This window comes from Actinomadura litoris (assembly GCF_009733595.1).
Lineage (GTDB): Bacteria > Actinomycetota > Actinomycetes > Streptosporangiales > Streptosporangiaceae > Spirillospora > Spirillospora litoris.
Map to the genome: position 1 here is coordinate 88678 of NZ_WOFH01000010.1, position 26076 is coordinate 114753.

Consider the following 26076-nt stretch of genomic DNA (forward strand, 5'->3'; position numbering starts at 1 on the left):
TGCCCAAATCGGTAGACGCGACGATGATCGAACTTATGTTCGGTACGCTGACCTCTCGCCCACGGCGTCATCCACAACCGCGCCCGGGACTCGAAAGTGTCGGTGGCCCGCCGTAACGTCGCCCTCGACAACGCAAGGCAGCGGCCGAGAGCCGACAGTCACGACGAGAAGGACATCTCATGGCAGCGAACGACCGGGAGAAGGCTCTCGAGACCGCCCTCGCCCAGATCGAACGGCAGTTCGGCAAGGGCTCGGTCATGCGGATGGGCGAGGAGGTGCGGGCGCCGGTCGAGGTGATCCCCACCGGCGCGATCGCCCTCGACATCGCGCTCGGCATCGGCGGCCTGCCGCGCGGCCGCGTCGTCGAGGTGTACGGCCCCGAGGGCTCCGGCAAGACCACCGTCACGCTGCACGCGGTGGCCAGCGTCCAGAAGAAGGGCGGCATCGCCGCGTTCGTCGACGCCGAGCACGCCCTCGACCCCGAGTACGCCGCCAAGATCGGCGTCGACATCGACGCGCTGCTGGTCTCCCAGCCCGACACCGGCGAGCAGGCCCTGGAGATCACCGACATGCTGATCCGCTCCGGCGCGATCGACATCGTCGTCATCGACTCCGTCGCCGCGCTCGTCCCCCGCGCCGAGATCGAGGGCGAGATGGGCGACAGCCACGTCGGCCTCCAGGCCCGCCTGATGTCGCAGGCGCTCCGCAAGCTCACCGGCGCGATCAACCAGACCAAGACGACCGCCATCTTCACCAACCAGCTCCGCGAGAAGGTCGGCGTCATGTTCGGCTCCCCGGAGACCACCACCGGCGGCCGCGCGCTGAAGTTCTACGCGTCCGTCCGGCTGGACGTCCGCCGGATCGAGACGCTCAAGGACGGCACCGAGGCCGTCGGCAACCGCGTCCGCGTCAAGGTCGTCAAGAACAAGATGGCGCCGCCCTTCCGGGTCGCCGACTTCGACCTCCTCTACGGCCACGGCATCAGCCGCGAGGGCGGCCTGATCGACCTCGGCGTCGAGCACGGCTTCGTCCGCAAGTCCGGCGCCTGGTACACCTACGACGGCGACCAGCTCGGCCAGGGCAAGGAGAACGCCCGCAACTTCCTCAAGGCCAACCCCGACATGGCGGACGGCATCGAGAAGAAGATCAAGGAGAAGCTGGGCATCGGCCCGAAGGTCGACAAGGAGGCCGAGCCCGCCGCGGGCTCCGGCGCCGAGGCGGCCGCCCCGCCCGCCTCCGAGTTCACTCCCGCTGCCAAGCCCCCCCTCACTGGCAAGCGGGCGGCCAAGGCCGCTAAATCGGGTGATTCCTAACGGTCAATCCTCCGATAAGGGTGACTCTTGACGAGGAGTGAGCGATGATCTCGTATGCAGGGCGGCGGCGCCTTACCCGGTGCCTGCCAGGCGCACGGACCTTCCCCGATGGCGCCGCCGCTCCCGTCGGCCCGGACGCCGAGCCCATCCGGCTCGGCGGCCGGGGCACCCGCCCTCCGTCGCGTCGAGGCGTCCCCGGAGGGGCGGGGACGTGAGCCTCCCCTGGGAGCCCCTCCCCACCAACCCCTGGACCACGGACCCCGAACCCGCCGACACCCCGGAACCTCCCGAAGCCTCCGACGCCGAGCAACCCCCGGAACCACCCTCGCCCTGGACGCTCGAACCAGGCCGTCCGGCCAACACAGCCCAAGCGGAGCCACCACAAACCCCCGGGCCGGCCACCCCCGCCTCCCAACCCGCCACGAAGCCCGAGGCCAACCACCCCGGCCAACCGGGAACGCAACAGCCGACCAGCCCCGTGGAAACCAACCCTGCGGCAGATGCGGCCGAGGCGACCGGCGTCAACCCCCAAACAGCCGACACTCGGTCGGGTGGCCCCGCACTAGGCGATGCCGATCCGTGGAATACCAAGGCGAGCGGAACCGGCGCGGCCGACATCGAGACGGACGCCACGGGAACGGCCGACGCCTGGGTTTTCGGCGCCGGGACGGCCGACGGCGAAACAGCCCGCACCAGGACGTCCGACGCCGAACGGACCAGTGCCTGGAGCGCTGCTGCTGGGTCGGTCAGCGCCGGAGCAGGCGATACCGAAGCGGCCAGCGCGGAAGACGATCTCCCTGGGGCACATAACCCCTGGGAGGACGCCGCCGGCACAAGCGACGCCAAAGCTGACGACATCGACGCGACAGGTGATGAACTGCCGAGCCCCGATGGAGATAAAACGGACGGCGGTGGAACGGGAACCGGTGAAACCACCGGTGTTGGACCGCCGGGCGCCGCGATGGGTGGCCCCGAGCTAGGCGGTGCTGGGGCGGGCGGCGTCGAAGCGGACAGTGTCAGGGTGGCCGGTTCTGAAGCGGGCAGCGGCAGAGCCCCGGACGGTACTGAACGGGACGCGGAGTCGCAGGCGGCGAAGTCGCGGGGGGTTGAGGCGGAGGTCGGGCGAGGGGCGTCCGGTGGGCGGGGTGTGTTCGGTGGGCAGGGGGCGTCTGGCGAGCGAGGGGTCGTCGGTGGTCGCGGGGTGGATGGGCGGGGACGGGCGGTCGGTGAAGGGCGGGGTGGTAAGCGGCGGGGTGGTAAGCGGCGGGGTGGCGCGTTGGGGAGGAGGGGGGCGTCCTCTCCCTGGGAAGGCGCGGCGGAGTCGTCGGGGCGGGATGGCGCGGAGGCTTCTGGTGAGGGGGAGGGCCGTAGGGAGCGGGGTGGGAGTGAAGAGGGCGGGAGTGAGCGGGGTGGGCTTGGGGAGGGGGCCGCACGGGAGGTTTGTCTGCGGATGCTGGCGGGGGCGCCTCGTACTCGGGCGCAGCTCGCGGACGCGTTGCGGCGCAAAGGGTTTCCCGATGATGTGGCGGAGTCCGTGCTTTCGCGGTTCACCGATGTCGGGTTGATCGACGACGAGGCGTTCGCGCAGGCGTGGGTGCGGTCGCGCCATGCGGGGCGGGGGCTCGCCAAGCGGGCGCTCGCGGCGGAGCTGCGGCGGCGCGGGGTGGCCGGCGAGACCGTCAACGAGGCCGTCGAGACGCTGGAGCCGGAGCAGGAGGAGCGCACCGCGCGTGCGCTGGTCGAGCGCAAGCTCCGCAGTACGCGGGGCGTCGACCCGGTGAAGCGCACTCGGCGGCTGGTCGGCATGCTGGCGCGCAAGGGATATCCGCCGGGGCTCTCCTATCGGGTGGTCAAGGAGGCGTTGGCCGAGGAGGGCGCCGACCTTGAGGACTTCCCGGAGGCGCCCCTGGAGTGATCAGGTGAACAGGGGGCGACACGCCGGGGAATGACGGGCGGGCTGACCGCAGGTGATCTCGTACTTACCTGGGCGGAGCCGACGAGCCAGGTGGGCGGGGGTGCGCGGGTCAAGTGCGCGGTAAGGAACTCGTCACGCGGGCGTTCGGTTAGTCCGGAATGCCCCGGGTTTGCTTGCTCATTACCTCCATGCCGCTTACCGTTACGGCAGTGAGGAGTTACTCCGCGTCTCGCGGATTGCTATACGGCCGAGCACGTTCGAGCAGCTGAGAGGCATAAAAGGCAGGTTCGTTGGCCGGATTCGGCCGCGTCATCGGGCACGCGTACGGCGTGGCCCGGCGATGTCGTGCACCCGGAATAGCGTGAGTAAGTCCTCGCAAGGCAGGGTCCTGACAGGCGGGCCCGCGGCGAGGAAGGATCTGCCTCATGGAGAGCGTCCTGCTGGGTGCAGCGCTGCTGGTGACCCTGGCCGCTCTCGTCATCGTCGTCCTGCGGCGTCCGGGCATGCCGGGACGGGCCGCGGCGGAGATGGCCCGCGCGCAGGGTGAGGCGGACGAGATCCGGTCGAAGGCCAAGCTGGACGCGCAGGAGGCACTGCGGAGCGCCGAGGGGCAGGCGCGCCAGATCGTCGCCACGGCGCGCGAGGAGCGCGAGGACCTTGAGGAGGAGGCCCGCTCCTTCAGGGAGGACCTGCGGGTGCTCAGGGAGGACCTGGAGCGCCGGGAGGCGCGTCTCGCCGAGCGGGAGCAGCGGCTGGACGGCGAGGTCCGCAGGCTTGAGGAGTGGTCCGGACGGCTCGCGGAGACCAAGCGGACCCTCCAGGCCCGCAAAGAGGAACTGGGCAAGGTCGAGGAGGAGCGGCGCCAGATCCTGGAGCAGGCGGCGGGGCTCACCGCCGAGCAGGCCAGGGCCGAGCTGGTCGGGCTGATCGAGAACCAGGCCAAGCGCGAGGCGATCCCCATCACGCGGGAGATCGAGAACTCGGCGCGGGCGGAGGGCGACAAGCGCGCCCGCAAGATCGTGACGCTGGCGATCCAGCGGGTCGCGAGCGAGCAGACGGCCGAGTCGGTCGTGTCGGTGCTGCACCTGCCGAGCGACGAGATGAAGGGCCGCATCATCGGGCGCGAGGGGCGCAACATCCGCGCGTTCGAGACGACCACGGGCGTGAACCTCATCATCGACGACACCCCCGAGGCGGTCCTGCTGAGCTGCTTCGACCCGGTGCGCCGGGAGGTCGGAAGGCTCACGCTGGAGAAACTCGTCCTTGACGGGCGGATCCACCCGCAGCGCATCGAGGAGATCTACGAGCGCAGCAAGAGCGACGTGGAGCAGCTCTGTGTGCGCGCAGGCGAGGACGCGCTGGTGGAGGTCGGCATAGCCGACATGCACCCCGAACTCATCGCGCTGCTGGGCCAGCTCCGGTACAGGACGTCCTATGGGCAGAACGTCCTGAAACACCTCATCGAGTCCGCGCACATCGCCGGGGTCATGGCGAGCGAACTGCGGCTGCCGGTCGAAGTGGCCAAGCGGTGCACGCTGCTGCACGACATCGGCAAGGCGCTCACCCACGAGGTGGAGGGCAGCCACGCGCTGATCGGCGCCGAGATCGCGCGCCGCTACGGCGAGGACGAGGACGTGGTGCACGCCATCGAGGCGCACCACAACGAGGTCGAGGTCCGGACCGTGGAGGCCGTGCTCACGCAGGCCGCGGACGCCATCAGCGGCAGCCGTCCGGGCGCGCGCAGGGAGTCCCTGGAGGCCTACGTCAAGCGGCTGGAACGCCTGGAGGAGATCGCCCGGGAGAAGCACGAGGGCGTGGAGAAGGTCTTCGCCATGCAGGCGGGCCGGGAGATCAGGGTGATGGTCAAGCCCGACTCGGTGGACGACATCCAGGCGCAGGTCATCGCCCGCGACATCGCCAAGCAGGTCGAGGACGAGCTGACCTACCCGGGGCAGATCCGGGTGACCGTGGTCCGGGAGTCGCGCGCCATCGAGTTCGCCCGCTGACCGCGTCCGACCGACGCCCCTTCCGCGCAGGACGACCGCGCCGATTCAGCGCGCCCCGCATCTCTCCTGCGTCGCACCTGACCACGCCCGGACACGTGCGCCGGTCGGCGGGGGAAACCGGCCGACCGGCGGGCGGCGGGGTCAGCCGACGGTGAGGTCGATCGGGGTGACGCCTCGGGGGTCGAAGCCGAGGGTCTGCCCGTAGAACGCCAGTTCGGCCTCCAGGCACGCGATGACCGTGTCCGCCTTGCGGAAGCCGTGGGCCTCGCCCTCGAACGTCAGGTAGGCGTACGGCATCTTCTTGGCGGCCAGGGCCACCGCGAAGCGCTCGGACTGGTCCGGGGGCACCACCGGGTCGTTGAGCCCTTGCAGGAGCAGGACGGGGCAGGCCGTGCGGTCGGCGTTGTTCAGCGGCGAGCGCTCCTCGTAGGCGCGCTCGAAGCCGGGCAGCGGACCGATCAGGCCGAACAGATACTGCGACTCGAAGTCGTGGGTGGCGCCGACGAAGCTTTGGAGCTCGCTGACCCCGTAGTAGGACGTGGCGGCCTTGAACACGTCGGTCTGGGTGATCGCCGCGAGCGTCGTCCAGCCGCCCGCGGAGCCGCCGCGGATCGCCAGCCGGGCGGGGTCGGCGATGCCGCCGTCCACGAGGGCCTGGGCGGCGGCCACGGCGTCCTCCACGTCCACCACGCCCCACTGGCGGCGCAGGCGTTCGCGGTAGGCGCGGCCGTATCCGGCGGAGCCGCCGTAGTTGACGTCGATGACGCCGATGCCGCGGCTGGTGAAGTACGCCCGCTCCAGGTCGAGCACCTTGGAGACGCGTCCGGTGGGCCCGCCGTGCACGAAGACCACGTACGGGGGTAGTTCGCCCTCCGGGGCCACGGCCTCGGGGTTGGTCGGCGGGAAGACGTACGCGTGCACGGGACGCCCGAACGGGCCCTCCAGCACTTCGGCGCGCGGGTTGGACAGGTAGGCGACGTCCGGCAGCTCCGGCAGTTCGCGGCGGAGCCCCTCCACGCGCCCGGTCGTGGTGTCGATCCGCACGACCGACGGCGGGACGTCCGGACCGCCGCCGATCCCGACGATGGTGGTGCCGTCCGCCGAGAGCTGCGACTGCCAGTGCTCGTAGGGGACCTCCAGGTCGATGAGGTCCAGCGTCTCCGGGTCGTAGATGCCGAGCCGCATGTCGCCCTCGCCGTGCAGGACGGCGAGCCGGCCGTCGCCCAGCAGCGCGTAGGGCATGCCTCCGAGCTGCCACAGCGGGCTGGTGAACTCCTCCTCCGCCGGGTACAGCGCCTGCGGCGACTCCCCGTGCAGGCCGACCTGGTAGATGTTCCACCAGCCGGGCCAGTCGGAGATGACGTACAGGGACTCGTCGTCACGCCACAGGGGCGCGACGACGGATTCGGTGAGGCCGCCCTTGACCGTGCGGGGCGCGACGGTCTTGCCGTCCTCGATCGCGGCCACGCGCAGCTCCGTGCCGTCCCAGGGCATCCTCGGGTGGTTCCACTGCACCCACGCGAGATGACCGCCGCCGGGCGAGGGGCGCGGGCTCGCGTAGAAGTGCGCCCCCGTCACCAGCTCGCGGATCGCCCCCGCGTTCTCCGACGCGCTGCCGTCCAGCGGAACGGCCACGATCGCACGCCTGATCCCGGCGACGCCCTCCTCGCCCTCCGGCGGCGCGGCGATGTGCCCCTCGCAGACGCACCAGATCTCCGTGCCGTCCGGGGAGGGCACGAGGTCGGCGTAGCGCAGGCCCGCCTGGACGGCGGGCTCGGGCGTCAGCGGGTACGGCTTCGGGTCGCCCTCGTCGAGCCGGTGGAGCCGCTGGTCCTCGTAGTTGGAGAACACCAGCGACCAGCCCTGTTCGGTGCGGACCGGCAGGTATGACCGCCCGCCGTACTCGTGCACACGCGTGCGCGCGTCCCAGGGGGCCTGGAGCAGGTCGGTCCGGTGACCGCCCCGGAGGTGGACGACGGTGGTCCGGCCGCCCTCCTCCGGTCGGGTCTCCTGCCACCACACGTCATCGCCGGCGACGGTGGGAAAGCTGAGGCGCAGCCGCGCGCGGGCGACGTCGGCTGCGGAGATGGGGGAGGGCCAGGAGCCGTAGGGGAGGGTCGCACGAGCGGTCATACCAGGAATCGTCCCGCATACGGGGATCGGTTGGGGCCATGACGGGGTGTTTGACTTCGGAAAGATACACGCCGATCACCAGCCGACCCACCGGTAACACCCGCCCGCGGGGAGGTCGCGGAAGCGGCGGAGCGCCGCGAGGAAGCCGCGGGGGCGCCCCGACGCCTCCGCCCATCGTCTTGGCCTCGGTCTTGCGGCTGCGGCGGCTGCGCGCCTCCAGCCACGTCGCGAACCGGCTCACCGACATGTTGATCGCGATGTAGATGACCGCGACGACGATGCCCGCCTGGAGCTTGTTGTTGTCGTAGTTGGCGGGCACCTGCCGGAAGGCCGCGTTGAGGAGTTCGGGGTAGGCGATGATGTACCCGAGCGCGGTGTCCTTGAGCAGGACGACGATCTGGCTCACGATCGCCGGCATCATCACCGTGACGGCCTGCGGCAGCAGGACGAGCCGCATGACGCCGTTCTTGCGCAGGCCGATGGAGTAGGCGGCCTCCGCCTGGCCCTTCGGGATCGACTGGACCCCGGCGCGCACCACCTCGGCCAGCACCGACCCGTTGTACATGATGAGGCCGAAGACGACCGCGGCGAACGCGGGCACCGTGATGACCCCCGCGTTGATCTCCACGCCGAAGATCGAGAAGAAGTTGTCGACCAGCACGCGCTGGAAGGTGCCGAACGCCGAGTCGGCGACGGACGGGCTGACCTTGTTCGGGATGAAGAACGCCAGGAAGATCAGGATCAGCAGCGGGATCGCCCGGAAGAACTCGACGACGATCCCGGCCGGGATCCGCACCCACCAGTGGTCCGACAGCCGGGCCAGGCCGAACACCACGCCGAACAGCAGCGCCAGCACGGTGCCGAGGGCCGCCGCCTTCAGCGTGTTCCACAGGCCCGGCAGGATGAGGTTGTCCCACACCTCCCACTTCAGGAAGGGGCTCCAGAGCTTGCCCGCGAACTGGCCCTTCTCGTTGAAGCGCCAGACCAGCGCGCCCAGGATCGCGAGGAACACCACCGCCGCGACGACGGTCAGGATGTTGTGCCGCGCGCGCGCCCGGGGGCCGGGGGCGTCGAAGAGGACGGTCGCTTCCTTGGTCATCGGACCACCGCCATCCGCTTGTGCAGCCACCCGAAGAAGAACCCGGTCGGCAGCGTGAGGATCATGAACCCGGCCGCGATGCCGATGAACAGCGGGATCGCCCCGCTGGTGAAGCTGGGCTGGTCGAGGATGTCCTTCATGACCGAGGCGGACTCGGCGTAGCCCGCCGCCGACGCGACCGTCGAGTTCTTGATCATGGCGATCAGGACGCTGCCGAGCGGCGCGATGACGGCGCGGAACGCCTGCGGCAGGATGACGATGCGCAGCGACTGGGTGAAGCCCAGCCCGATCGAGCGCGCCGCCTCGGCCTGCCCCAGGGGGACCGTGTTGATGCCCGAGCGCAGCGCCTCGCAGACGAACGCCGCCGTGTACCCGGACAGTCCGAGGACCGCCCACCAGTAGTACGTGCTGTTGCTCCCGGAGAACTTGAGCGCCAGCTCGTCGTTCAGACCGAGGCTGCACATCAGGAGCACCAGCGTCAGCGGGGTGTTGCGGAGCACGTTGACGTAGCCGGTCCCGAACGCGCGGAGCACGGGGATGGGCGAGACGCGGCAGCTCACCAGCACCGTGCCGAAGATCATGGAGAGCACCGCGGCGAGCGCGGACAGGCGGACGGTCGCCCAGAACCCCTCAAGGATCTGGTCGAAGTTGTCGAAGAAGGGGCGGAAGTCAAACATGGCTTAGCTGTTCCATGGCGTTCCAGCGGGTCGGGTCACGCGCGCGCGTCCAGGGGACGGGCCGATGGGCGTCCCCTGGACGCGCGCGCACAACGGGGTCAGCCTCGGATCAGGCGCACCCTTCCGGCTGCGGGGCGGTCGTGGCGAACTTCAGCCCCGTTCCGGCGAAGTGCTTCTCAAGGAGGGTCTTGGCGGTGCCGTCGGAGTACATCTGCGTGATGGCGTTGTTGACCGCCTCGCAGGTCTCCTTGTCGCCCTTCTTGATGCCGACGCCGTACTTCTCGTCGGTGAACGGGGCGTTGATGACCTTGAACGCGCCCTTCTGCTGGTTGGCGAAGCCGGCCAGGATCAGGTCGTCGGTGCTGACCGCGTCGACCGCGCCGTTCTTGAGCTTGGCGGCGCAGTCGGAGTAGCTGGACGCCTCGACCAGGTTCACGCCCTTGATGGCGAGCTGGCCGTCCGGCGGGCCCTCGGTGATGCGGCGGAAGGAGTTCGACCCGGAGGCCTTGCACAGCTTCTTGCCCTTGAGGTCCTGCGGCTTCTTGATGGCGCTGTCGTTCGCGCGGACCATCGTGTCCTGGTGGGCGACGTAGTAGGGGCCGCCGAAGGTCACCTGGGCCTTGCGGGCCTGGGTGATGGAGTACGTCGCGAACACCAGGTCGACCTGGCCGCCTCCCAGGAACGACTCGCGGTTGGCGGAGGTCGTCTCCTTGAAGGTGATGCCGTTCGCCGGCACGCCCAGCTTCTGCGCCACGTACCTGGCGACGTCCACGTCGAAGCCGTCGTAGGAGCCGTCCGGCTTCTTCAGGCCCAGCGCGGGCTGGTCGAACTTGATGCCGATGGTCAGCTTCTTGTCGTCCTTGGCCTTCTGCGCGACCGACTTGGCCTCGGTCTTCTCCTTGTCGCTGCCGCAGGCGCCGAGCGCCAGCGACAGTGCCAGCCCCGCGCCGATGAGAGCGCCGATACGACGTGCTCGCACTGCTCGTCCACCTCTGCTTTCGTGCCGGAGCCCCGTGGCTCAGTGCGTGAGGATCTTGGAAAGGAAGTCCTTCGCGCGCTCGGTGCGCGCGTTGGTGAAGAACTCGTCGGGCGTGTTCTCCTCCACGATCTGGCCGTCCGCCATGAACACGACCTTCTGCGCCGCCCGGCGCGCGAAGCCCATCTCGTGGGTGACCACGATCATCGTCATGCCGTCCCGGGCCAGCCCGGTCATCACGTCCAGGACCTCGTTGACCATCTCGGGGTCGAGCGCCGAGGTGGGCTCGTCGAACAGCATCACCTTGGGCTTCATGGCGAGGGAGCGCGCGATGGCGGCGCGCTGCTGCTGCCCCCCGGAGAGCTGCGCGGGGTACTTCTGGGCCTGGTTGGCGATGCCGACCCGGTCCAGCAGCTCCATCGCGTGCTTCTCCGCCTCCTGCTTGCTCCGCTTGCGGACCTTGATGGGCCCGAGCGTGACGTTCTCCAGGATCGTCTTGTGGGCGAACAGGTTGAACGACTGGAACACCATGCCGACGTCCGCGCGGAGCCTGGCCAGCTCCTTGCCCTCCTGGGGCAGCTCCTTGCCGTCCACGAGGATCGAGCCGCCGTCGATGGGCTCCAGCCGGTTGATCGACCGGCAGAGGGTCGACTTGCCGCCGCCGGAGGGGCCGATGACGACCACGACCTCGCCGCGGTTCACGGTGAGGTTGATGTCCTTGAGGACGTGCAGCTCGCCGAAGTGCTTGTCGACGTGCTCGACCACGACGAGGGGCCCGGAGCCCGCGGCGGATCGCTCCGGGACGAGGTCATCCGGCCCGTCTCCCGCGGTGGGGTCGGGCGCGCCTTCGCTGCCTGTCATGCGCTCGGACTTTACGTCATCCGCGCCGGGCGGAAAGCCTCCGAGCGGTACCGATACGATCACGAAAACCCATGTCGGCAAGGGGATGCGAGGGCCCGCGGGCAGGGGACCGCGGGGCCCGGACGCGGCGCGTCGGCCGATCTGTGACCCGCCGGTAACCTGCCGGTGATCTTGGACGCCGGACGGGGTCGCCGGCGCGTTGCCGAGGGCGGCCGGTCCCGTATCGCGGGCCTGTCCGGTGGGGCCTGACGCGTACCCTTGGTGACTGTCATGAGTGCGCCTATCGAGATGGGCCCCCGCACGTACGAGATCCGTACCTACGGGTGCCAGATGAACGTCCACGACTCCGAGCGCCTGTCCGGTCTGCTGGAGTCGGCCGGATACGTCCGCGCCGGCGACGGCGAACCCGACGTGGTGGTGTTCAACACCTGCGCCGTGCGGGAGAACGCCGACAACCGCCTGTACGGCAACCTCGGCCACCTGCGGCCGGTCAAGGACGGCCGGCCGGGCATGCAGATCGCCGTCGGCGGGTGCCTCGCGCAGAAGGACCGCGACACCATCGTCAAGCGCGCCCCCTGGGTGGACGTCGTGTTCGGCACCCACAACATCGGTTCGCTGCCCGCGCTGCTGGAGCGCTCGCGGGTGAACAGCGAGGCGCAGGTCGAGATAGAAGAGTCGCTGGTGACCTTCCCCTCGACGCTGCCCACCCGGCGCGAGTCGCCGTATGCGGCGTGGGTGTCCATCTCGGTCGGGTGCAACAACACGTGCACCTTCTGCATCGTGCCGTCGCTGCGCGGCAAGGAGAAGGACCGCCGCCCCGGGGAGATCCTCGCCGAGGTCGAGGCGCTGGTGGCCGAGGGCGTCCTTGAGGTCACCCTGCTGGGGCAGAACGTCAACGCCTACGGTTCGGGCTTCGGCGCGCTCTCGGCGGCGCCCGGCGACGTCCGGGCGATGACGGCCGGCGGGCAGTCCGCGTTCGCCGGGCTGCTGCGCGCGTGCGGCGGCGTCGAGGGGCTGGAGCGCGTCCGGTTCACCTCGCCGCACCCCAAGGACTTCACCGACGACGTCATCGCCGCCATGGCCGAGACGCCGAACGTGATGCCGTCGCTGCACATGCCGTTGCAGTCCGGCTCGGACGCGGTGCTGCGGAGCATGCGCCGCTCCTACCGGCAGGAGCGCTACCTCGGCATCATCGACAAGGTGCGGGCCGCGATCCCGGACGCGGCGGTCACCACCGACATCATCGTCGGCTTCCCCGGCGAGACCGAGGCGGACTTCGAGCAGACCCTGCACGTCGTGCGCGAGGCGCGCTTCTCCTCCGCGTTCACCTTCCAGTACTCCAAGCGTCCCGGAACCCCCGCCGCCACCATGGACGGGCAACTGCCCAAGGAGGTCGTCCAGGAGCGGTACGAGCGGCTGGTCGCCCTCCAGGAGGAGATCTCCTGGGCGGAGAACAAGAAGCAGTCCGGCCGCACGCTGGAGGTCCTCGTGGCGGAGGGGGAGGGCCGCAAGGACGGCGCGACCCGCCGCCTGTCGGGGCGCGCGGCCGACAACCGGCTCGTCCACTTCCGGGCGCCGGAGGAGCCGGTGCGGCCCGGGGACATGGTCACGGTCGAGGTCACCTACGCGGCGCCGCACCACCTCGTCGCGGACAACCCCGTGCGGGGCGTCCGCCGGACCCGCGCGGGCGACGCGTGGGAGGCGCGCCAGGGCAAGGCGGACGAGGCGCGGAAGGGCGTCTCGCTGGGAATGCCCTCGGTCGGGCGCCCGCCGGCGTCCGCCCCGGCCGCGCCGGGCTGTTCCATCCACTGACATGGGGCGCCGGCATGGTGGGGTGGAGTCCGTCCCAGCGTCGGTGGCGCTCGTCTAGGCGAGGGCTGGGTCGAAAGAGGCCGGGATCGGTCTGGAGGAGGCAGCGTGCTGGTCTCGGCTGCGGTGTGCCCGCATCCGCCCGTCCTCGTGCCCGCCATGGCGGGGGAGGCCGCGCCGGAGCTGGACGCGGTGCGCGCCGCGTGCGGTGAGGCCGTCCGGCGCCTCGGCGCCGGGTACGCCGACGCGTCGCTCAGGCCGCCGCGCCTGCGCGCGCCCGAGGTCGACGCGCTCGTGGTGGTCGGCGGGGCGCCCGAGACGCGCGCCTACGGACCGTCCGCGCTCGCGACGCTCCGCCCCTACGGTCTGGACTGGACGAGCCCCACCGGGCCCGCGGAGGCCGCCGCGGAGCCGCTGCCGCTGTCGCTGTCGATCGGGCACTGGCTCCTGAGGCGGGAGGACGCCGGCGACGGCGCCCGCTACGAGGCCGTCGCGTTCGACGCGCCCCCCGAGGACTGCCTGGCCCTCGGCCGCCGCCTCGCGGGGTCGGCCGAGCGGGTGGCGCTCCTGGTGATGGGCGACGCGTCGGCGTGCCGTTCGGAGAAGGCGCCCGGGTATCTGGACGAGCGCGCCGCGTCCTACGACGCGTCCGTGGCGAGCGCGCTCGCGAAGGCCGACGCCGTGGCCCTGGCCGCGTTGGACGCCGGGGTGTCCCGGGAGCTCCAGGCGGCCGGGCGCGCGGCGTGGCAGGTGCTCGCCGGCGCGGCGGGCGCCGCCCCCGGCCGCCGGACGCACGGCCTTCAGGAGAGCGAGCCGTTCGGCGCGCGGGGGCATATGGCGGGCGACCTGCTCGCGGATGAGGCCCCCTACGGAGTGGGCTACCTCGTCGCGAGCTGGTCGAGGGCCGTCTAGCGGACGGCTAGGCGGGCTGTCCGCCGCCCGGCGCGCCGCCGGACGGACCGCCCTCGTCGTTCCTGTCGATGTAGTCCCCGGCCTTCTCCTGGGCCCTGTCGATCTTGTCGGAGTGCTTGCCGCCGGTCTTCCGGTCGATCATGTCCCCGCCCTTGTCGACGGTCTTCCTCGCCTGGTCGGAGTGCTGGCCGAGCATCTGCTTGACCTTGTCGACGATGGACATTCGCGAACCCCCCGGATTCCCTCGTCTCGACGGCGCCGCGCTGGTGCGCACGGCACCCGTACAACCCGCCTATACCCGTTCTGTTGCCACAATCAAGCCTGTGACCTCTCCAGATGTGATCGCGGTCGTCGGGGCGACCGCCGCCGGCAAGTCCGACCTCGCCGTGGGCCTGGCGCTCGCGCTCGGCGGGGAGGCGGTCAACGCCGACTCGATGCAGCTGTACCGCGGCATGGACATCGGCACCGCCAAGCTGGCCCCGGACGAGATGCGCGGCGTCCCCCACCACCTCCTGGACGTGTGGGACGTGACGGTGACCGCCAGCGTCGCCGAGTACCAGCGGCTCTGCGAGGACGCCGTCGCGCGGGTGCGCGCCCGCGGCCGGCTCCCCGTGCTCGTCGGCGGCTCGGGGCTGTACGTGCGCGCCGCCCTCGACCACCTGGAGTTCCCCGGGACGGACCCGCGCGTGCGGGCGCGTCTGGAAGGCGAGCTCTCCGAGGTGGGCGCGGCCGCCCTGCATGAGCGGCTGCGCCGGTCCGACCCGGTGGCGGCGGAGGCGATCCTGCCCAGCAACGGGCGCCGCATCGTCCGCGCCCTGGAGGTCATCGAGATCTCCGGGCGCCCTTTCAGCGCCACCATGCCCGAGCACCGGTACCGCTACGGGTCGGTGACGCAGATAGGGCTGGCCGTGCCGCGCGACGAGCTGGACGAGCGGATCGCCCTCCGGGTGGAGCGCATGTGGGACGCGGGGCTCGTCGACGAGGTGCGGGGTCTGGAGAAGCGGGGCCTCCGGGACGGGCTGACCGCGGGCCGGGCCCTCGGCTACGCCCAGGTGCTCCGGTTCCTGGCGGGGGAGTGCACGGAGGAGCAGGCCAAGGCCGACACCATCCGGACGACGCGGCGCTTCGCCCGGCGTCAGGAGTCGTGGTTCCGCCGGGACCCGCGCGTCCACTGGCTGCCCTATGACGACCCCGACCTGCTGGGGCGCGCCCTCCGCCTCGTCCGGTGAGCGGTCGGTGACCTAGCGCGGCACGGGGATTACGGGCGGCGTAATACGATCGAGGGATGCGGTTCGTAAAGGGGCACGGCACCGAGAACGACTTCGTGATCCTGCCCGACCCGGACGGCGCCCTGGACCTCACCGCCGAGGCCGTGGTGCGGCTGTGCGACCGGCGTGCCGGGATCGGCGCCGACGGCGTCCTGCGCGTCGTCCGGACGAAGGCCACGGATCTTCCCGAGGACCTCGCCGGGGACGCCGAGTGGTTCATGGACTACCGCAACGCCGACGGCGGCGTCGCCGAGATGTGCGGCAACGGCGCGCGCGTCTTCGCCCGCTACCTGGTGGACGCGGGGCTCGCCCCGCCCGGGGAGTGGAACCTGGCCACGCGCGGGGGGCTCCGGCGCGTCACGCTGGGGGCGTCCGGCGACGTGTCCGTGGACATGGGGGCGCCGCGGCTGCTCGGGTGGAGCGAGGCGTCCGTCGGGGGAGAGGTCTTCCAGGGCAAGCGCGTCTCCGTGGGGAACCCCCATCTGGCGTGCGCGGTGGACGGCCCGATCGCGGGGCTCGACCTGTCCCGCGCCCCGGGTTTCGATCCGGCGGCCTTCCCGGACGGTGTGAACGTCGAGTTCTTCCGCGGCGTCGGGGAGCGGCACGTGGAGATGCGCGTGTACGAGCGGGGGTCCGGTGAGACGCGCTCCTGCGGCACCGGCACCGTGGCGGTGGCCCTGGCCGCCGCGACCGCCCTCCACGCGGACGGATCGCCTGAAGAGGCCGCTCCGCCCCAGGGGGATTGGACCGTGGACGTACCGGGCGGCCGGGTGACCGTGACCCTGGGTCACGGGACGAGCGTCCTCAGCGGCCCCGCCGTGCTCGTCGCCGAGGGGGAGACCCGTCGGGGCTGGCTTTGACACCTCTCTGACCGACCCCTGACAAACGCTGCCCGACCAGCGGATTTTACTAGTCAATGAAGGTCCCGGATCGAACAGGACAACGGTCCCTCTCCACCGGGACCCATGCGGCATAATGTTCTTCATGCACACCCTCTGGTGAATGGCCCGTACGGACCGGGATGGGAGCCCCGACGCCGTACGGAGCCCGAGGGCCGGTGGCGACCTTCTTGGCGGGGGGCGGTCACCGGCCCTCCCACCGGGTGGCGGCCCGGTGGAGGATCTCCCGGGTTCGGCCCTCCTGGCGGAGCGCTAGGAATGGGTCCCGTTCACAGGCAGCCGGGCGCGGACGATGGTGCCGCCCTTGGGGCCCGGCCCGACCGTGCAGGACCCGCCCAGTTCGGCCGCGCGCTCTCGCATGGACGACATGCCGACCCCTGAACGCACGCGCGGAGGCAACCCCACCCCGTCGTCGTCCACGCTCACGTGCAGATCGCCGTTCAGATACAGGTGGACCTCCGCGCAGTCGGCCTTCGCATGCCGGTGCACGTTGGTGAGGGCCTCCTGCACGATCCGGTAGGCGGCGACCTCGGCTGCGGCCGGCAGCCGGTCCAGGTCGCCCTCGACGTGGACGTCCACCTGGGGGCCGTCCCCGGTCGCGACGACGCCGCCCAGCGCCTGGATGGCCCCGGCCAGGCCGAGGTCGTCCAGAGCCGGGGGGCGGAGCCCGTACACGAGGTCGCGGATGTCGCCGATGGTGCGACCCATCGTCGCGCGCAGGTTCTCCAGCAGCGCGTCCGCCGCCTCGGGGTCGGACCGCATCGTGATGCGCGCCGCGTCCACCGTCATGGCGAGGCTGGCCAGCGTGGGCCCGAGCCCGTCGTGCAGGTCGCGGCGCAGGCGGCGGCGCTCCTCCTCGCGCGTGCGCAGGATCCGCTCCCGGGAGCGCTGCACGTCGGCCGCCAGCCGCGCCGCGTTCGCCAGCTCGGCCAGGTTGCGCGCGAGGATGCCCGACAGCCGCGCGTCGGGCGGACGCAGGACGCCGAACAGCAGCCGCCCGACCGGCTCGCCGTGCCACACCAGCGGGATGAGCTGGGGGCGGTCGCCGAGCTCGCCGTCCTCGGCGGAGATCGTGCGGCCGTCGCGGTCCAGCACCTCGATCATGACGCCGGTGGCGTGCAGGGCCGAGCGGGCGACCTCGGCGGCGACCGCGAGCGCCGCGCCCGGGTCGGCGGCGGTCTGGAGCCGCCGGTTGAGCCGGTCGGCGATCCGGTAGGGGTCGCGCTCGCCGTGGATGAGGCTGTCCACCGTGCGCTGGAGGCGCCGCCGGACGGGCTCGAACACCGCCCCGGCCGCGATGGCGCCGGCCAGCCCGGCGAGGGTGCCCCGGCCGTGCGCCAGCAGGCTCGCGGTCCCGACCAGCGCGAAGTACACGCCGGTGATCACCACGACGAGCCCGGCGTAGACCAGCGTCCGGCTGACCACCAGGTCGATGTCGTAGAGCCGGTAGCGGGTGATGGCGATCGCGATGCAGATCGGGACGGCGGCGATCGTGATGTTGCGGAGCGGGTCGCCGATCGGGCTGTTCTCGCCCACGTAGATGATCGCCTCGGCGAGCACGCCGGGGTAGACGACCCAGGCGATCTGCCGCCGCACGTCCGGTGGCGACCGGACGAACCGCGCGACGACCGACACCAGCCCGCCCACCAGCGTCGCGATGATGAACGCGCTGATCGGGACCGGGATCTCCTGGAAGGGGTAGACCGAGACGCCGTTGTGGAAGCGCCGCGCGTCCGGGTCGACGGTGAGGTGCGCGCAGACCACGACGGGGACCAGGCAGGCCATCACCAGGACGGGCCGGAACCAGCGCGACACGAGCCGCCCGTCCGGGAAGATCAGCGGCAGCACGAGGGTCAGCGCGAACGTGTCGATCGCCCACAGCCACGTCCCGAGCCACTTCACGAACCCGGCGCCCGCCAGGCCGTGCAGCTCCATCCACGGGCCGAGGTTGAGCACCAGGATGTACACCGCCGCGCTGACGCCGGACCCGAGCATGAGCCAGCCGACCCTCAGCCCGGGGCGGTGCCGCAGCAGGGTCGCGGCCGCGGGCGTCCAGAACAGCCCGATCACGATCTCGGGGTGCCACCAGACGAGGCGCCGGTCCGCGGGCACCCAGGTGCCGAGCATCAGGGACGCGGTGACGAGCAGGACCGCCGCCAGGGCGAGCAGGAACGCCGCGCGTCCCGCCCCCCGGTCGTGTTCCACCGTCTGCATCGCCGCTCCCGAACCAAAAGTAATGAAATGTTAAAGCGTCCTGCTTCCTGTCCTGGGGTCATAAGGGCGTCCGCCTCAGGACACCGGGACCCGGTGCTGTCGACACTGTCTTCGTCGCGGCTCGCGCGCGCGTTTCGCGATGGTAACCACGGGAACCGGATGATGGCACCGAACGCGCAGGTCAGGGGCGATGGGCGCGAAATCGCCCCGCCCCCCGCGCACCCGGCCCGTCCGGCGCCCGGCCGAGCGACGCGGGCGGCGCCTCCCGAGCTCATACAGGGGCGGGTTCGGAGCACCGCCGGCGCCGGCCGGGCATGGTGAGACCCGCGTCACACCGGACACGGCAGCGGACATGGGCACACCCCTAGAGCGAACGACGCACTTCAGCCGTATGACGCCCATGTGGGCCCTGGCGAGCACAGTGTTCACAGAAGACGCGCACACCACTCCCGTGGGTCACCCCGCGCTGGTCGGCATGGGGCGCCGTCCAGACCCGCCCGGGACGCGGTGGCCTCAGGTTAGGCGAGGAGGGTGAGTGTGCTGTCGCGGGAGAGCGACCGTATGCCGCTTCGCAAGATCTCCGGGGTGACATCACCCATGACGAGCCGTTGCAGGACGAACCCGGGCATGAGCCCGAACAGCGTCTTGGCGACGGCCTCCACGTCGGTCTCCGGAGGCAGCAGCCCGGCGTCCACGAGGCGGCCCGCGTAGAACATCCAGGTCTCCCGCATGGCCTCGATGGACTCCCGGATGTAGCGGCCGAGCTGCTCGTCGTGCATGGCCAGGCCCCACGCCTGGGGCGCCAGGCGCAGCGGGCCGTCCTCGCCGGAGAGGGAGACGACCTTGGTGGCGAGCTCCTCCACCATGACGTCCAGCGGAAGGAGCGGGTCGCGCCGGGCGAGGTCGGCGAAGAACGTGAGCAGGTCGCCGACCACGGTGGAGGCGACGGCCTCGATGATGTCGCTCTTGCTCTTGTAGTAGCGGTAGACGGCTCCGGCCGAGAGCCCGGACGCGGCGAAGACGTCCTGCATGGACGTCTCGTGGATGCCCTTGCGGATGAAGCAGGCGCGGGCCGCGTCGAGGATCTGCCGCCGGCGCCGCTCCAGGTGCTCCTCGGTGACTCGCGGCATGGCAGCAATATAAAACGAACGTCCGTTCTTGACAAGGCCGCGACGCCGGTGCCACGCTGGCCGCATAAAAGAGAACGGACATCCGATTTTTTGGAGGCGGCCATGCGATCGTCGCTCCCCTCGCGCGTCCTCGGTGTCGCCGTCGGCGCGGTCCTGCTGCAACTGATCATGATCACCGCCTTCGCCTGGCCGTCGGCCCGGACGGGGCCGCGCGACGTGCCGATCGTCGTGACCGGGCCGCAGGCGTCCGCCGTCGCCGACCGCCTGGAGCACGAGCGGCCCGGCGCCTTCGCCGTCGAGACGCGCCGGGACGAGGCCGCCGCGCGCGAAGCGCTGACCGACCGCGAGGCGTACGGGGCCATCGTCACCACACCGGCCGGTCCCCGCGTCCTCACCGCGTCGGCCGCGTCGCCGATGGTCGCGCAGCAGCTCGGGGCGCTCGCCGAGAAGCTGACCGGGCCCCAGGGCGCCCGGGGAGCGGCCGTCCAGGACGTGGTGGCGGCGGACTCCCACGATCCGCGCGGCACAGGGTTCGGTGCCCTCGTGCTGCCGCTGATCATGTCCGGCCTGGCCGCGGCCGTGCTGCTCACGTTCGCGATCCGGGCCGTGGCGTGGCGGGCCGCCGGAGTGGTCCTGTTCGCGGCGCTCGGCGGGTTCGGTGTCGCCGCGCTCGCGCAGGGCTGGCTGTCGCTGCTGCCCGGGTCCTACCTGACGCTCGCCGGGGTCCTGGCGCTGTCCATCCTCGCGGTGGCGGGCACCGTCGCCGGGCTGGCCGCCGCCCTCGGCCGGGCGGGCATCGGCGCCGGCGGTCTGCTCATGCTGCTGCTCGGCAACCCCCTGTCGGCCGCGTCGTCGGCGCCGGAACTGCTGCCGCGGCCGTGGGGGGAGATCGGCCAGTTCCTCCCGCCGGGCGCGGCGGTGACGCTGATCAGGTCCACGTCGTTCTTCGACGGCGCGGGGGCGGCGCGCGCGCTCACCGTCCTGGCGGCGTGGGCCGCCGCCGGGCTGGCGCTGCTGGCGGTCGGCGCGCTCCGGCGCCGTACCGAGGAACGTCCCGTACCTGAGCGAGCGCCCGCTATGGCCGGGTAGATCCCCCGGGATATGGCGGACGGGTCTGCTTCGCGGACCGATCCGCCACGGTTCAGTGGCGCCGAAGTCGTACCCGGAACGGGAGTGCCCCGGCGTTTCTCCGCGCGTCGCGTGAGTGATCAGTAGCATTCTGTGACTGCTGCACGCGCCGGGAGGGGTGACATGGCGGCGTTCCTGCTACGCCGGCTGGCGAACTACGCCGTGCTGGTCGTTCTCGCCGCGAGCCTCGCGTACCTGCTCGCCGCCGCCGCGCTCACGCCGCGCGCCAACTACGAGGGCCGCGCGCCGCGTCCGCCGGAGGCCGTCGTCGACGCGCAGCTCACCCGGTTCAACCTCAACGACCGCACCCCCCTGGCCGAGCGCTACGGAACCTGGGTCGCGGGGCTGGCGCGCGGGGACTTCGGCCGGACGTGGCAGGGCGAGCCCGTCAACGCCGAGCTGTGGCGCCGCCTCGGCGTCAGCCTCAGGCTGCTCGTGCTCGGGGCCGTCCTGGGCAGTGCGCTGGGCGTCCTGGCCGGTGCCTACGCGGCGGTGAGGCGGGGCCGGACCGCCGACCTGCTCGTCACCTTCCTGTCCTACCTCGTGCTGGCCGTCCCCGTGTTCGTGCTCGCGGTCCTCCTGCAGATCGTCGCCAGCAGGACCAACCAGGCGACGGGCCTGCGCGTCTTCGAGTGGGTCGGCGAGACCACGCCCGGCGCCTCGGACGGGCCGTTCGGCGCCCTGGGCGGCCTCGGGGACCGCGTCCGCCACCTGCTCCTGCCCACCGCCACCATCGCGCTCGCCCAGTTCGCCCTCTACAGCCGCTACCAGCGCAGCATGATGCTGGACGTCCTGCAGGCCGACTTCGTCCGCACCGCCAGGGCCAAGGGGCTGCGCCGCCGGGACGCGCTCCTGCGGCACGGCCTCCGCACGGCGCTGATCCCCATGACCACCTACTTCGCCTACACCTCCGGCCTGCTCCTGCTGGGCGGCATGTTCACCGAGAAGCTCTTCGGCTGGCACGGGGTGGGGGAGTGGCTGATCGACTCGGTGACCCGGGGCGACGTCAACGCGGTCGCGGCCGTGAACTGCGTGGCGGCCGCGGCGGTGCTGCTCGCCGGAATGGCCTCGGACGTGATGTACGGGGTCCTCGACCCCCGCGTCCGGACGGGGGCCGTCGCGTGATCCCCGAACGCCGTCGGCACCTGGCACGGAAGGTCGTGCGGAACCGGCGTGCCCTCTGCGGGTGCGTCCTCCTCGGCCTGCTGCTCTCCCTGTCCATCGCCGGCCCGCTGGTGTCGCCCTGGGGATGGGACGACACCGACTTCACCGCGTTCCGCCAGGGGCCGTCCGCCCGGCATTGGTTCGGGACGACGCCGAGCGGCCGCGACGTGTTCGCGCTCACCCTGCGCGGCGCGCAGAAGTCCCTGCTCATCGGGGTCTCCGTCGCCGTGGTCTCGACCGGGCTCGCCGCCCTCTTCGGGACCGTCGCGGGGTTCGTGGGCGGCTGGACCGACCGCGTCCTGATGTGGGGCGTCGACCTGCTGCTGGTGCTGCCCTCGCTGCTCGTCCTGGCGGTCCTGTCGCCGCGCCTGGGCGGGCACTGGCTCCTGCTGGTGCCGTTGCTCGCGGCGTTCCTGTGGATGGTCACCGCGCGGGCGGTGCGCGCCATGACGCTGTCGGTGCGGGAGCGGGAGTCGGTGCTGGCGGCCCGCTTCCTCGGGGTGGGCACGCCCCGGCTGATCGCCCGGCACATCGTCCCGCAGCTCGCGTCGCTGCTGGTCGTGGACGCGAGCGTGAACGTCAGCGTCGCGGTCATCGCCGAGAGCGCGCTGTCGTTCCTCGGGATCGGCGTCCGGGCGCCCGACGTCTCGCTCGGCACGCTCATCGCCGACGGGCGCGGCGCCGCGACGACCTACCCGTGGCCGTTCGGGTGCGCGGCCGGGCTGCTCGTCCTGATCGTCCTCGCGGTGAACCTGCTGGGGGACGGCCTGCGCGACGTCCTCGACCCGTTGTCGCCGTCCAGAGGAGGCGGGCGGTGAACGTCCTGGAGGTCACCGACCTGCGGGTGGGGTTCGCGCCGGACGTCCAGGCCGTGCGCGGGGTCGGCCTCAGCGTCGGGCAGGGCGAGGTCCTCGGGATCGTCGGCGAGTCGGGCTCCGGCAAGACCGCGCTGGCCCTCGCCGTGATGGGCCTGCTCCCGGAGGGGACCCGGACGTCCGGGTCGGTCCGGCTGCGCGGCGAGGAGCTGCTCGGGCGCTCCGACCGGGAGCTGTCCAGGGTGCGCGGCAAGGACCTGGCCATGGTGTTCCAGGACCCGCTCTCGGCGCTCACGCCCGTGTACGCGGTGGGCGACCAGATCGCCGAGACGATCCGCATCCACTCGGGCGCGACCCGCGCGGCGGCGCGCGCGCGGGCCGTCGAGCTGCTCGACCTGGTCGGCATCCCCGGCGCCGCCCGGCGGGCGCGCGCCTACCCGCACGAGTTCTCCGGCGGCATGCGGCAGCGGGTGATGATCGCGATGGCGATCGCCAACGACCCGGTCGCGATCCTGGCGGACGAGCCGACCACCGCGCTCGACGTCACGATCCAGGCGCAGGTCCTGGACGTGCTGCGGGTCGCGAAGGAGGCCACCGGCGCCGCGATCGTCCTGATCACCCACGACCTCGCCGTCGTCGCCGGGTTCGCCGACCGCGTCATGGTGATGTACGCCGGACGCGCCGTGGAGTCGGGCCCGGTGGACGAGATCTACCGGCGCCCCCGCATGCCGTACACGATCGGGCTGCTCCAGTCGCTCCCGCGCGTCGACGGCCCGGCCGGGGAGGGGGCGGCGCGGGGCCGCCGGGCGCCCATCGAGGGCCCGCCGTCCGGCGCGGCGCCGCCGCCCGCCCGGTGCCCGTTCCTGCCGCGCTGCCCGGTCGCGGACGCCGCGTGCGCCGCCGCCGAGCCCGAGCCGATCCTGGTCGGGCCGGGCGGGCATGTGGCCGCGTGCGTGAACACGTCCGCGACCGCCGACCCGGCCGCGGTGTTCCCGGTGCCCGACGTCGCGGTCCCGCCGCCGGCGCGCAGGCCCCGGCGGGAGCGCCCCATCGTCCTTGAGGTGGCCGATCTCGTCCGCCACCACCCCGTGTACCGGGGCGCGCTGCTGCGGCGCCGAGCGGGCAGCGTGCACGCCGTCGACGGCGTCGGGTTCGACGTCCGGGAGGGCGAGACGCTCGCCCTGGTCGGGGAGTCGGGCTGCGGCAAGACCACGGCGCTGATGGAGATCCTGCGGCTGGCGCGCCCGCAGCGGGGGCGCGTCGCCGTCCTCGGCGAGGACACGGCCGCGCTGTCCCCCGCCCGGCGCAAGGCGCTGCGCCGCGACGTCCAGGTCGTCTTCCAGGACCCGTTCACCTCGCTGGACCCGCGCATGCGCGTCGCCGACATCCTCGCCGAGCCCCTGACCACGCACGGCCTGCCGATCGGACGCCGCGTGGAGGAGCTGCTGGACCTCGTGGGCCTGGAGCCCGCCCACGCGGGCCGCTACCCGCACGGGCTGTCGGGCGGGCAGCGGCAGCGCGTGGGCATCGCCCGCGCCCTCGCCCTGGAACCGCGCCTGCTCCTGCTGGACGAGCCCGTCGCCTCCCTGGACGTCTCCGTACAGGCCGGTGTCATGGACCTGCTGGAAGAACTCCGCGCCCGGCTGGGCCTCGCCTACCTGTTCGTGGCGCACGACCTGGCGGTCGTCCGGCGCATCGCCGACCGGGTCGCCGTCATGCATCTGGGGCGCATCGTGGAGATCGGCTCCGTGGACGAGGTCTACGGGGCGCCGGCCCACCCGTACACGCGCGCCCTCCTGGACGCCGTACCGCTCCCGGACCCCTTCCTGGAGCGGCGCCGGCGCCGCGTCCCGCTGCGAGGGGACCCGCCGGACCCGACCGACCCGCCCCCGGGCTGCCGGTTCCGTTCGCGCTGCCCCCGCTACACCGCGCTCGACGCGGTGGAGAGCCGCCTCTGCGACGAGCACGACCCGAGGCCCCGCGCGGTCGGTCACGACGCCGACCGGTCGGTCGCGTGCCACCACCCGCTCATCGCCGCGAAGGTCGAGCTGTGAGGGCGCCGGGGCGCACGCGCGCGGTGGCCGCCGCGATCCTTCTCCTGGCCACGGTGCTGGTAAGCGGGGGGTGCGGGACGGCGGGCGGGGGGGCCACGGCGGCGGCCGGGCGGCTGCCCGCGTCCGACGTGAACCCCCTTCCTCGCGACCGTGTCGGCAACGGCGGGACGCTGCACTGGCCCCTGCCCGAGTTTCCGTCCCAGTGGAACTTCAACCACGTCAACGGGACGAGAGGCGTCGTCGAGCACGTCATCCAAGGCGCGTTGCCCTATCTCATGCGCGCCGACGAGAAGGCCATGCCGCATCCCGTACCCGCCTATCTGCGAGCGGCGACACTGGAACGCACCGAGCACGGCCAGACCGTCACCTACGAGCTGAACCCCAAGGCGAAATGGTCGGACGGCACCCCCCTCGGCTACGCCGACTTCGTCGCGCAGGCTCACGCCCTCTCCGGCCGGGACCCGCGTTTCCAGGTCTCGACCGTCACCGGCTACAAGCAGATCAGCCGCATCGAGCGCGGGACGCGCGGCAACGTCGTCATCGTCACCTTCGACGGAACCTACGCGGACTGGCGGAGCCTGTTCAGCCCGCTCTATCCGGCGGCCGCCTATTCCAGCCCCGCCGCGTTCAACACCGGGTGGCTCGACCGCCTGCCCCTCACGGCGGGCCCCTTCAAACTCCAGGGAATCGACCAGACCGCCAAGACGGTCACGATGGTGCGCGACCCCGCCTGGTGGGGCGCGCCCGCGAAACTCGACCGGATCGTCTACCGCACCCTCGACGGCAGCGCGATGCCGGGCGCGTTCGCCAACGACGAGATCGACCTGATGGACATCGGCCTGGATCCGGGCGCGCTGCGCCGGGCCGAGCAGGTGCCGGGCGCGGCCGTGCGCCGTGCGGGCGGGCCCGACTGGCGGCATTTCACGTTCAACGCGGCGGGGCCGATCCTCTCCGATCCGAATGTGCGCCGCGCGGTGATGCTGGGCATCGACCGGCGCGCCATCGCGCGTTCCGACCTCTCCGGGCTGGGCGTGCCGCTCCAGACGCTCGGAAACCATTTCTACGTCAACACCCAGGACGGCTACCAGGACAACTCCGGCGAACTCGGCGGCTACGACCCAGCGCGTGCCGAAAGCCTCCTGGAACAGGCGGGCTGGCGATCCCACGGCAAATACCGGGCCAAGGGCGGCCGGGTCCTGGCGCTGCGTTTCGTCGTCCCGTCCGGGGTGCCGGGCGGGAAGCAGGAAGGGGAGTTGACGCGCGCGCTGCTCGAACGCGTCGGCGTCCGGGTGGACATCCAACTCGTCCCCGACGACGACGTCTTCGACCGGTACGTGACGCCGGGGCGCTTCGACATCGTGCCGTTCTCCTGGCTCGGGACCTCGTTCCCCGTCTCACCCATGAAATCGGTGTTCGCGCGCCCGCACGGCGACCGCATACAGCAGAACTACTCGCGCGCGGGAACGGCGGCCATCGACGCCGCCATGGACCGCGCGGTGGCCGAGGTCGACCCGGCGCGGGCCTACGCGCTGGTGAACGCGGCCGACCGGCTGATCTGGCACGAGGCCTACGTCCTGCCGCTGTACCAGCGCCCGCAGATCGTCGCCGCGCGCGCGGACCTCGCCAATCTGGGGGCCGGCGGATTCGCCGAACCGGCGTACGAGGACATCGGTTTCACGGGTCGGCGGCGGGACCGTTGACGG

Annotated in this window: 20 protein-coding genes; 12 read left to right on the forward strand and 8 right to left on the reverse strand. The window is 72.1% G+C overall.

Annotated features, from left to right (window positions below; all coding sequences use genetic code 11):
* Nucleotides 1-179 precede the first annotated feature (179 nt).
* The 3 genes from recA to rny all read left to right on the forward strand — a co-directional run bounded on the left by recA (nucleotide 180) and on the right by rny (nucleotide 5234).
* Nucleotides 180-1313, forward strand: coding sequence for a recombinase RecA (recA, locus tag GNZ18_RS26395; protein ID WP_156219253.1), 1134 nt, complete (start codon nucleotides 180-182; stop codon nucleotides 1311-1313).
* A 961-nt stretch (nucleotides 1314-2274) separates the two neighbouring features.
* Entirely contained in the window at nucleotides 2275-3228 is a 954-nt protein-coding gene (locus tag GNZ18_RS44085) for a regulatory protein RecX (protein WP_376766288.1), read from the forward strand.
* Nucleotides 3229-3665: 437 nt separating this feature from the next.
* Nucleotides 3666-5234, forward strand: coding sequence for a ribonuclease Y (gene rny / locus GNZ18_RS26405; RefSeq protein ID WP_374225457.1), 1569 nt, complete (start codon nucleotides 3666-3668; stop codon nucleotides 5232-5234).
* A gap of 141 nt (nucleotides 5235-5375) precedes the next feature.
* Here the strand turns inward: rny and GNZ18_RS26410 are convergent, their stop codons facing one another.
* The 5 genes from GNZ18_RS26410 to GNZ18_RS26430 all read right to left on the reverse strand — a co-directional run bounded on the left by GNZ18_RS26410 (nucleotide 5376) and on the right by GNZ18_RS26430 (nucleotide 10884).
* Entirely contained in the window at nucleotides 5376-7367 is a 1992-nt protein-coding gene (locus GNZ18_RS26410) for a S9 family peptidase (protein ID WP_156219256.1), read from the reverse strand.
* Nucleotides 7258-8466, reverse strand: a complete 1209-nt coding sequence (locus GNZ18_RS26415) for an amino acid ABC transporter permease (RefSeq protein WP_156219257.1) — start codon at nucleotides 8464-8466, stop codon at nucleotides 7258-7260. The genes GNZ18_RS26410 and GNZ18_RS26415 overlap by 110 nt, the downstream gene beginning before the upstream one ends.
* The gene (locus GNZ18_RS26420) at nucleotides 8463-9143 is read right to left on the reverse strand and encodes an amino acid ABC transporter permease (protein ID WP_156219258.1); all 681 of its coding nucleotides are present in this window, start codon (nucleotides 9141-9143) and stop codon (nucleotides 8463-8465) included. The genes GNZ18_RS26415 and GNZ18_RS26420 overlap by 4 nt, the downstream gene beginning before the upstream one ends.
* Nucleotides 9144-9252: 109 nt before the next feature.
* On the reverse strand, nucleotides 9253-10122 hold the full coding sequence (locus GNZ18_RS26425) for a glutamate ABC transporter substrate-binding protein (protein WP_214617588.1): 870 nt from the start codon (nucleotides 10120-10122) through the stop codon (nucleotides 9253-9255).
* A 39-nt stretch (nucleotides 10123-10161) separates the two neighbouring features.
* Nucleotides 10162-10884: an amino acid ABC transporter ATP-binding protein gene (locus tag GNZ18_RS26430; RefSeq protein ID WP_242890619.1), complete on the reverse strand. Its 723-nt coding sequence runs from the start codon at nucleotides 10882-10884 to the stop codon at nucleotides 10162-10164.
* Nucleotides 10885-11250: 366 nt separating this feature from the next.
* On the opposite strand from GNZ18_RS26430, the gene miaB reads away from it, so the two are divergent.
* Both miaB and GNZ18_RS26440 read left to right on the forward strand, forming a co-directional pair.
* Nucleotides 11251-12792, forward strand: a complete 1542-nt coding sequence (gene miaB / locus GNZ18_RS26435; protein WP_156219260.1) for a tRNA (N6-isopentenyl adenosine(37)-C2)-methylthiotransferase MiaB — start codon at nucleotides 11251-11253, stop codon at nucleotides 12790-12792.
* 105 nt (nucleotides 12793-12897) lie between these two features.
* Nucleotides 12898-13701 carry a class III extradiol ring-cleavage dioxygenase family protein gene (locus GNZ18_RS26440; RefSeq protein ID WP_312874749.1) on the forward strand — a complete coding sequence of 268 codons (804 nt, stop codon included), beginning with the start codon at nucleotides 12898-12900 and terminating at the stop codon, nucleotides 13699-13701.
* Nucleotides 13702-13708: 7 nt separating this feature from the next.
* Here the strand turns inward: GNZ18_RS26440 and GNZ18_RS26445 are convergent, their stop codons facing one another.
* Entirely contained in the window at nucleotides 13709-13924 is a 216-nt protein-coding gene (locus GNZ18_RS26445; RefSeq protein WP_156219261.1) for an antitoxin, read from the reverse strand.
* A gap of 115 nt (nucleotides 13925-14039) precedes the next feature.
* On the opposite strand from GNZ18_RS26445, the gene miaA reads away from it, so the two are divergent.
* Complete coding sequence (gene miaA / locus GNZ18_RS26450; protein WP_308166071.1) at nucleotides 14040-14930, forward strand: tRNA (adenosine(37)-N6)-dimethylallyltransferase MiaA; 891 nt, start codon at nucleotides 14040-14042, stop codon at nucleotides 14928-14930.
* A 56-nt stretch (nucleotides 14931-14986) separates the two neighbouring features.
* Nucleotides 14987-15829 carry a diaminopimelate epimerase gene (gene dapF / locus GNZ18_RS26455; RefSeq protein WP_156219263.1) on the forward strand — a complete coding sequence of 281 codons (843 nt, stop codon included), beginning with the start codon at nucleotides 14987-14989 and terminating at the stop codon, nucleotides 15827-15829.
* Nucleotides 15830-16120: 291 nt separating this feature from the next.
* Here dapF and GNZ18_RS26460 read toward each other — a convergent pair whose 3' ends face one another.
* Complete coding sequence (locus GNZ18_RS26460; protein WP_156219264.1) at nucleotides 16121-18082, reverse strand: sensor histidine kinase; 1962 nt, start codon at nucleotides 18080-18082, stop codon at nucleotides 16121-16123.
* Nucleotides 18083-18600: 518 nt separating this feature from the next.
* Nucleotides 18601-19212, reverse strand: a complete 612-nt coding sequence (locus GNZ18_RS26465) for a TetR/AcrR family transcriptional regulator (RefSeq protein ID WP_156219265.1) — start codon at nucleotides 19210-19212, stop codon at nucleotides 18601-18603.
* A gap of 102 nt (nucleotides 19213-19314) precedes the next feature.
* Here GNZ18_RS26465 and GNZ18_RS26470 point away from each other — a divergent pair, with 102 nt between their 5' ends.
* The 5 genes from GNZ18_RS26470 (at nucleotide 19315) to GNZ18_RS26485 (ending at nucleotide 26073) form a co-directional block, all read left to right on the forward strand.
* Nucleotides 19315-20301: a hypothetical protein gene (locus GNZ18_RS26470; RefSeq protein WP_156219266.1), complete on the forward strand. Its 987-nt coding sequence runs from the start codon at nucleotides 19315-19317 to the stop codon at nucleotides 20299-20301.
* 162 nt (nucleotides 20302-20463) lie between these two features.
* Complete coding sequence (locus tag GNZ18_RS26475; RefSeq protein WP_156219267.1) at nucleotides 20464-21465, forward strand: ABC transporter permease; 1002 nt, start codon at nucleotides 20464-20466, stop codon at nucleotides 21463-21465.
* A 35-nt stretch (nucleotides 21466-21500) separates the two neighbouring features.
* Nucleotides 21501-22322, forward strand: a complete 822-nt coding sequence (locus GNZ18_RS41510) for an ABC transporter permease (protein WP_312874750.1) — start codon at nucleotides 21501-21503, stop codon at nucleotides 22320-22322.
* Nucleotides 22319-24373: an ABC transporter ATP-binding protein gene (locus GNZ18_RS26480; protein ID WP_312874751.1), complete on the forward strand. Its 2055-nt coding sequence runs from the start codon at nucleotides 22319-22321 to the stop codon at nucleotides 24371-24373. Before GNZ18_RS41510 ends, GNZ18_RS26480 begins: the two co-directional genes overlap by 4 nt.
* Entirely contained in the window at nucleotides 24370-26073 is a 1704-nt protein-coding gene (locus GNZ18_RS26485; protein WP_312874752.1) for an ABC transporter family substrate-binding protein, read from the forward strand. The genes GNZ18_RS26480 and GNZ18_RS26485 overlap by 4 nt, the downstream gene beginning before the upstream one ends.
* The last annotated feature ends 3 nt before the right edge of the window (nucleotides 26074-26076 follow it).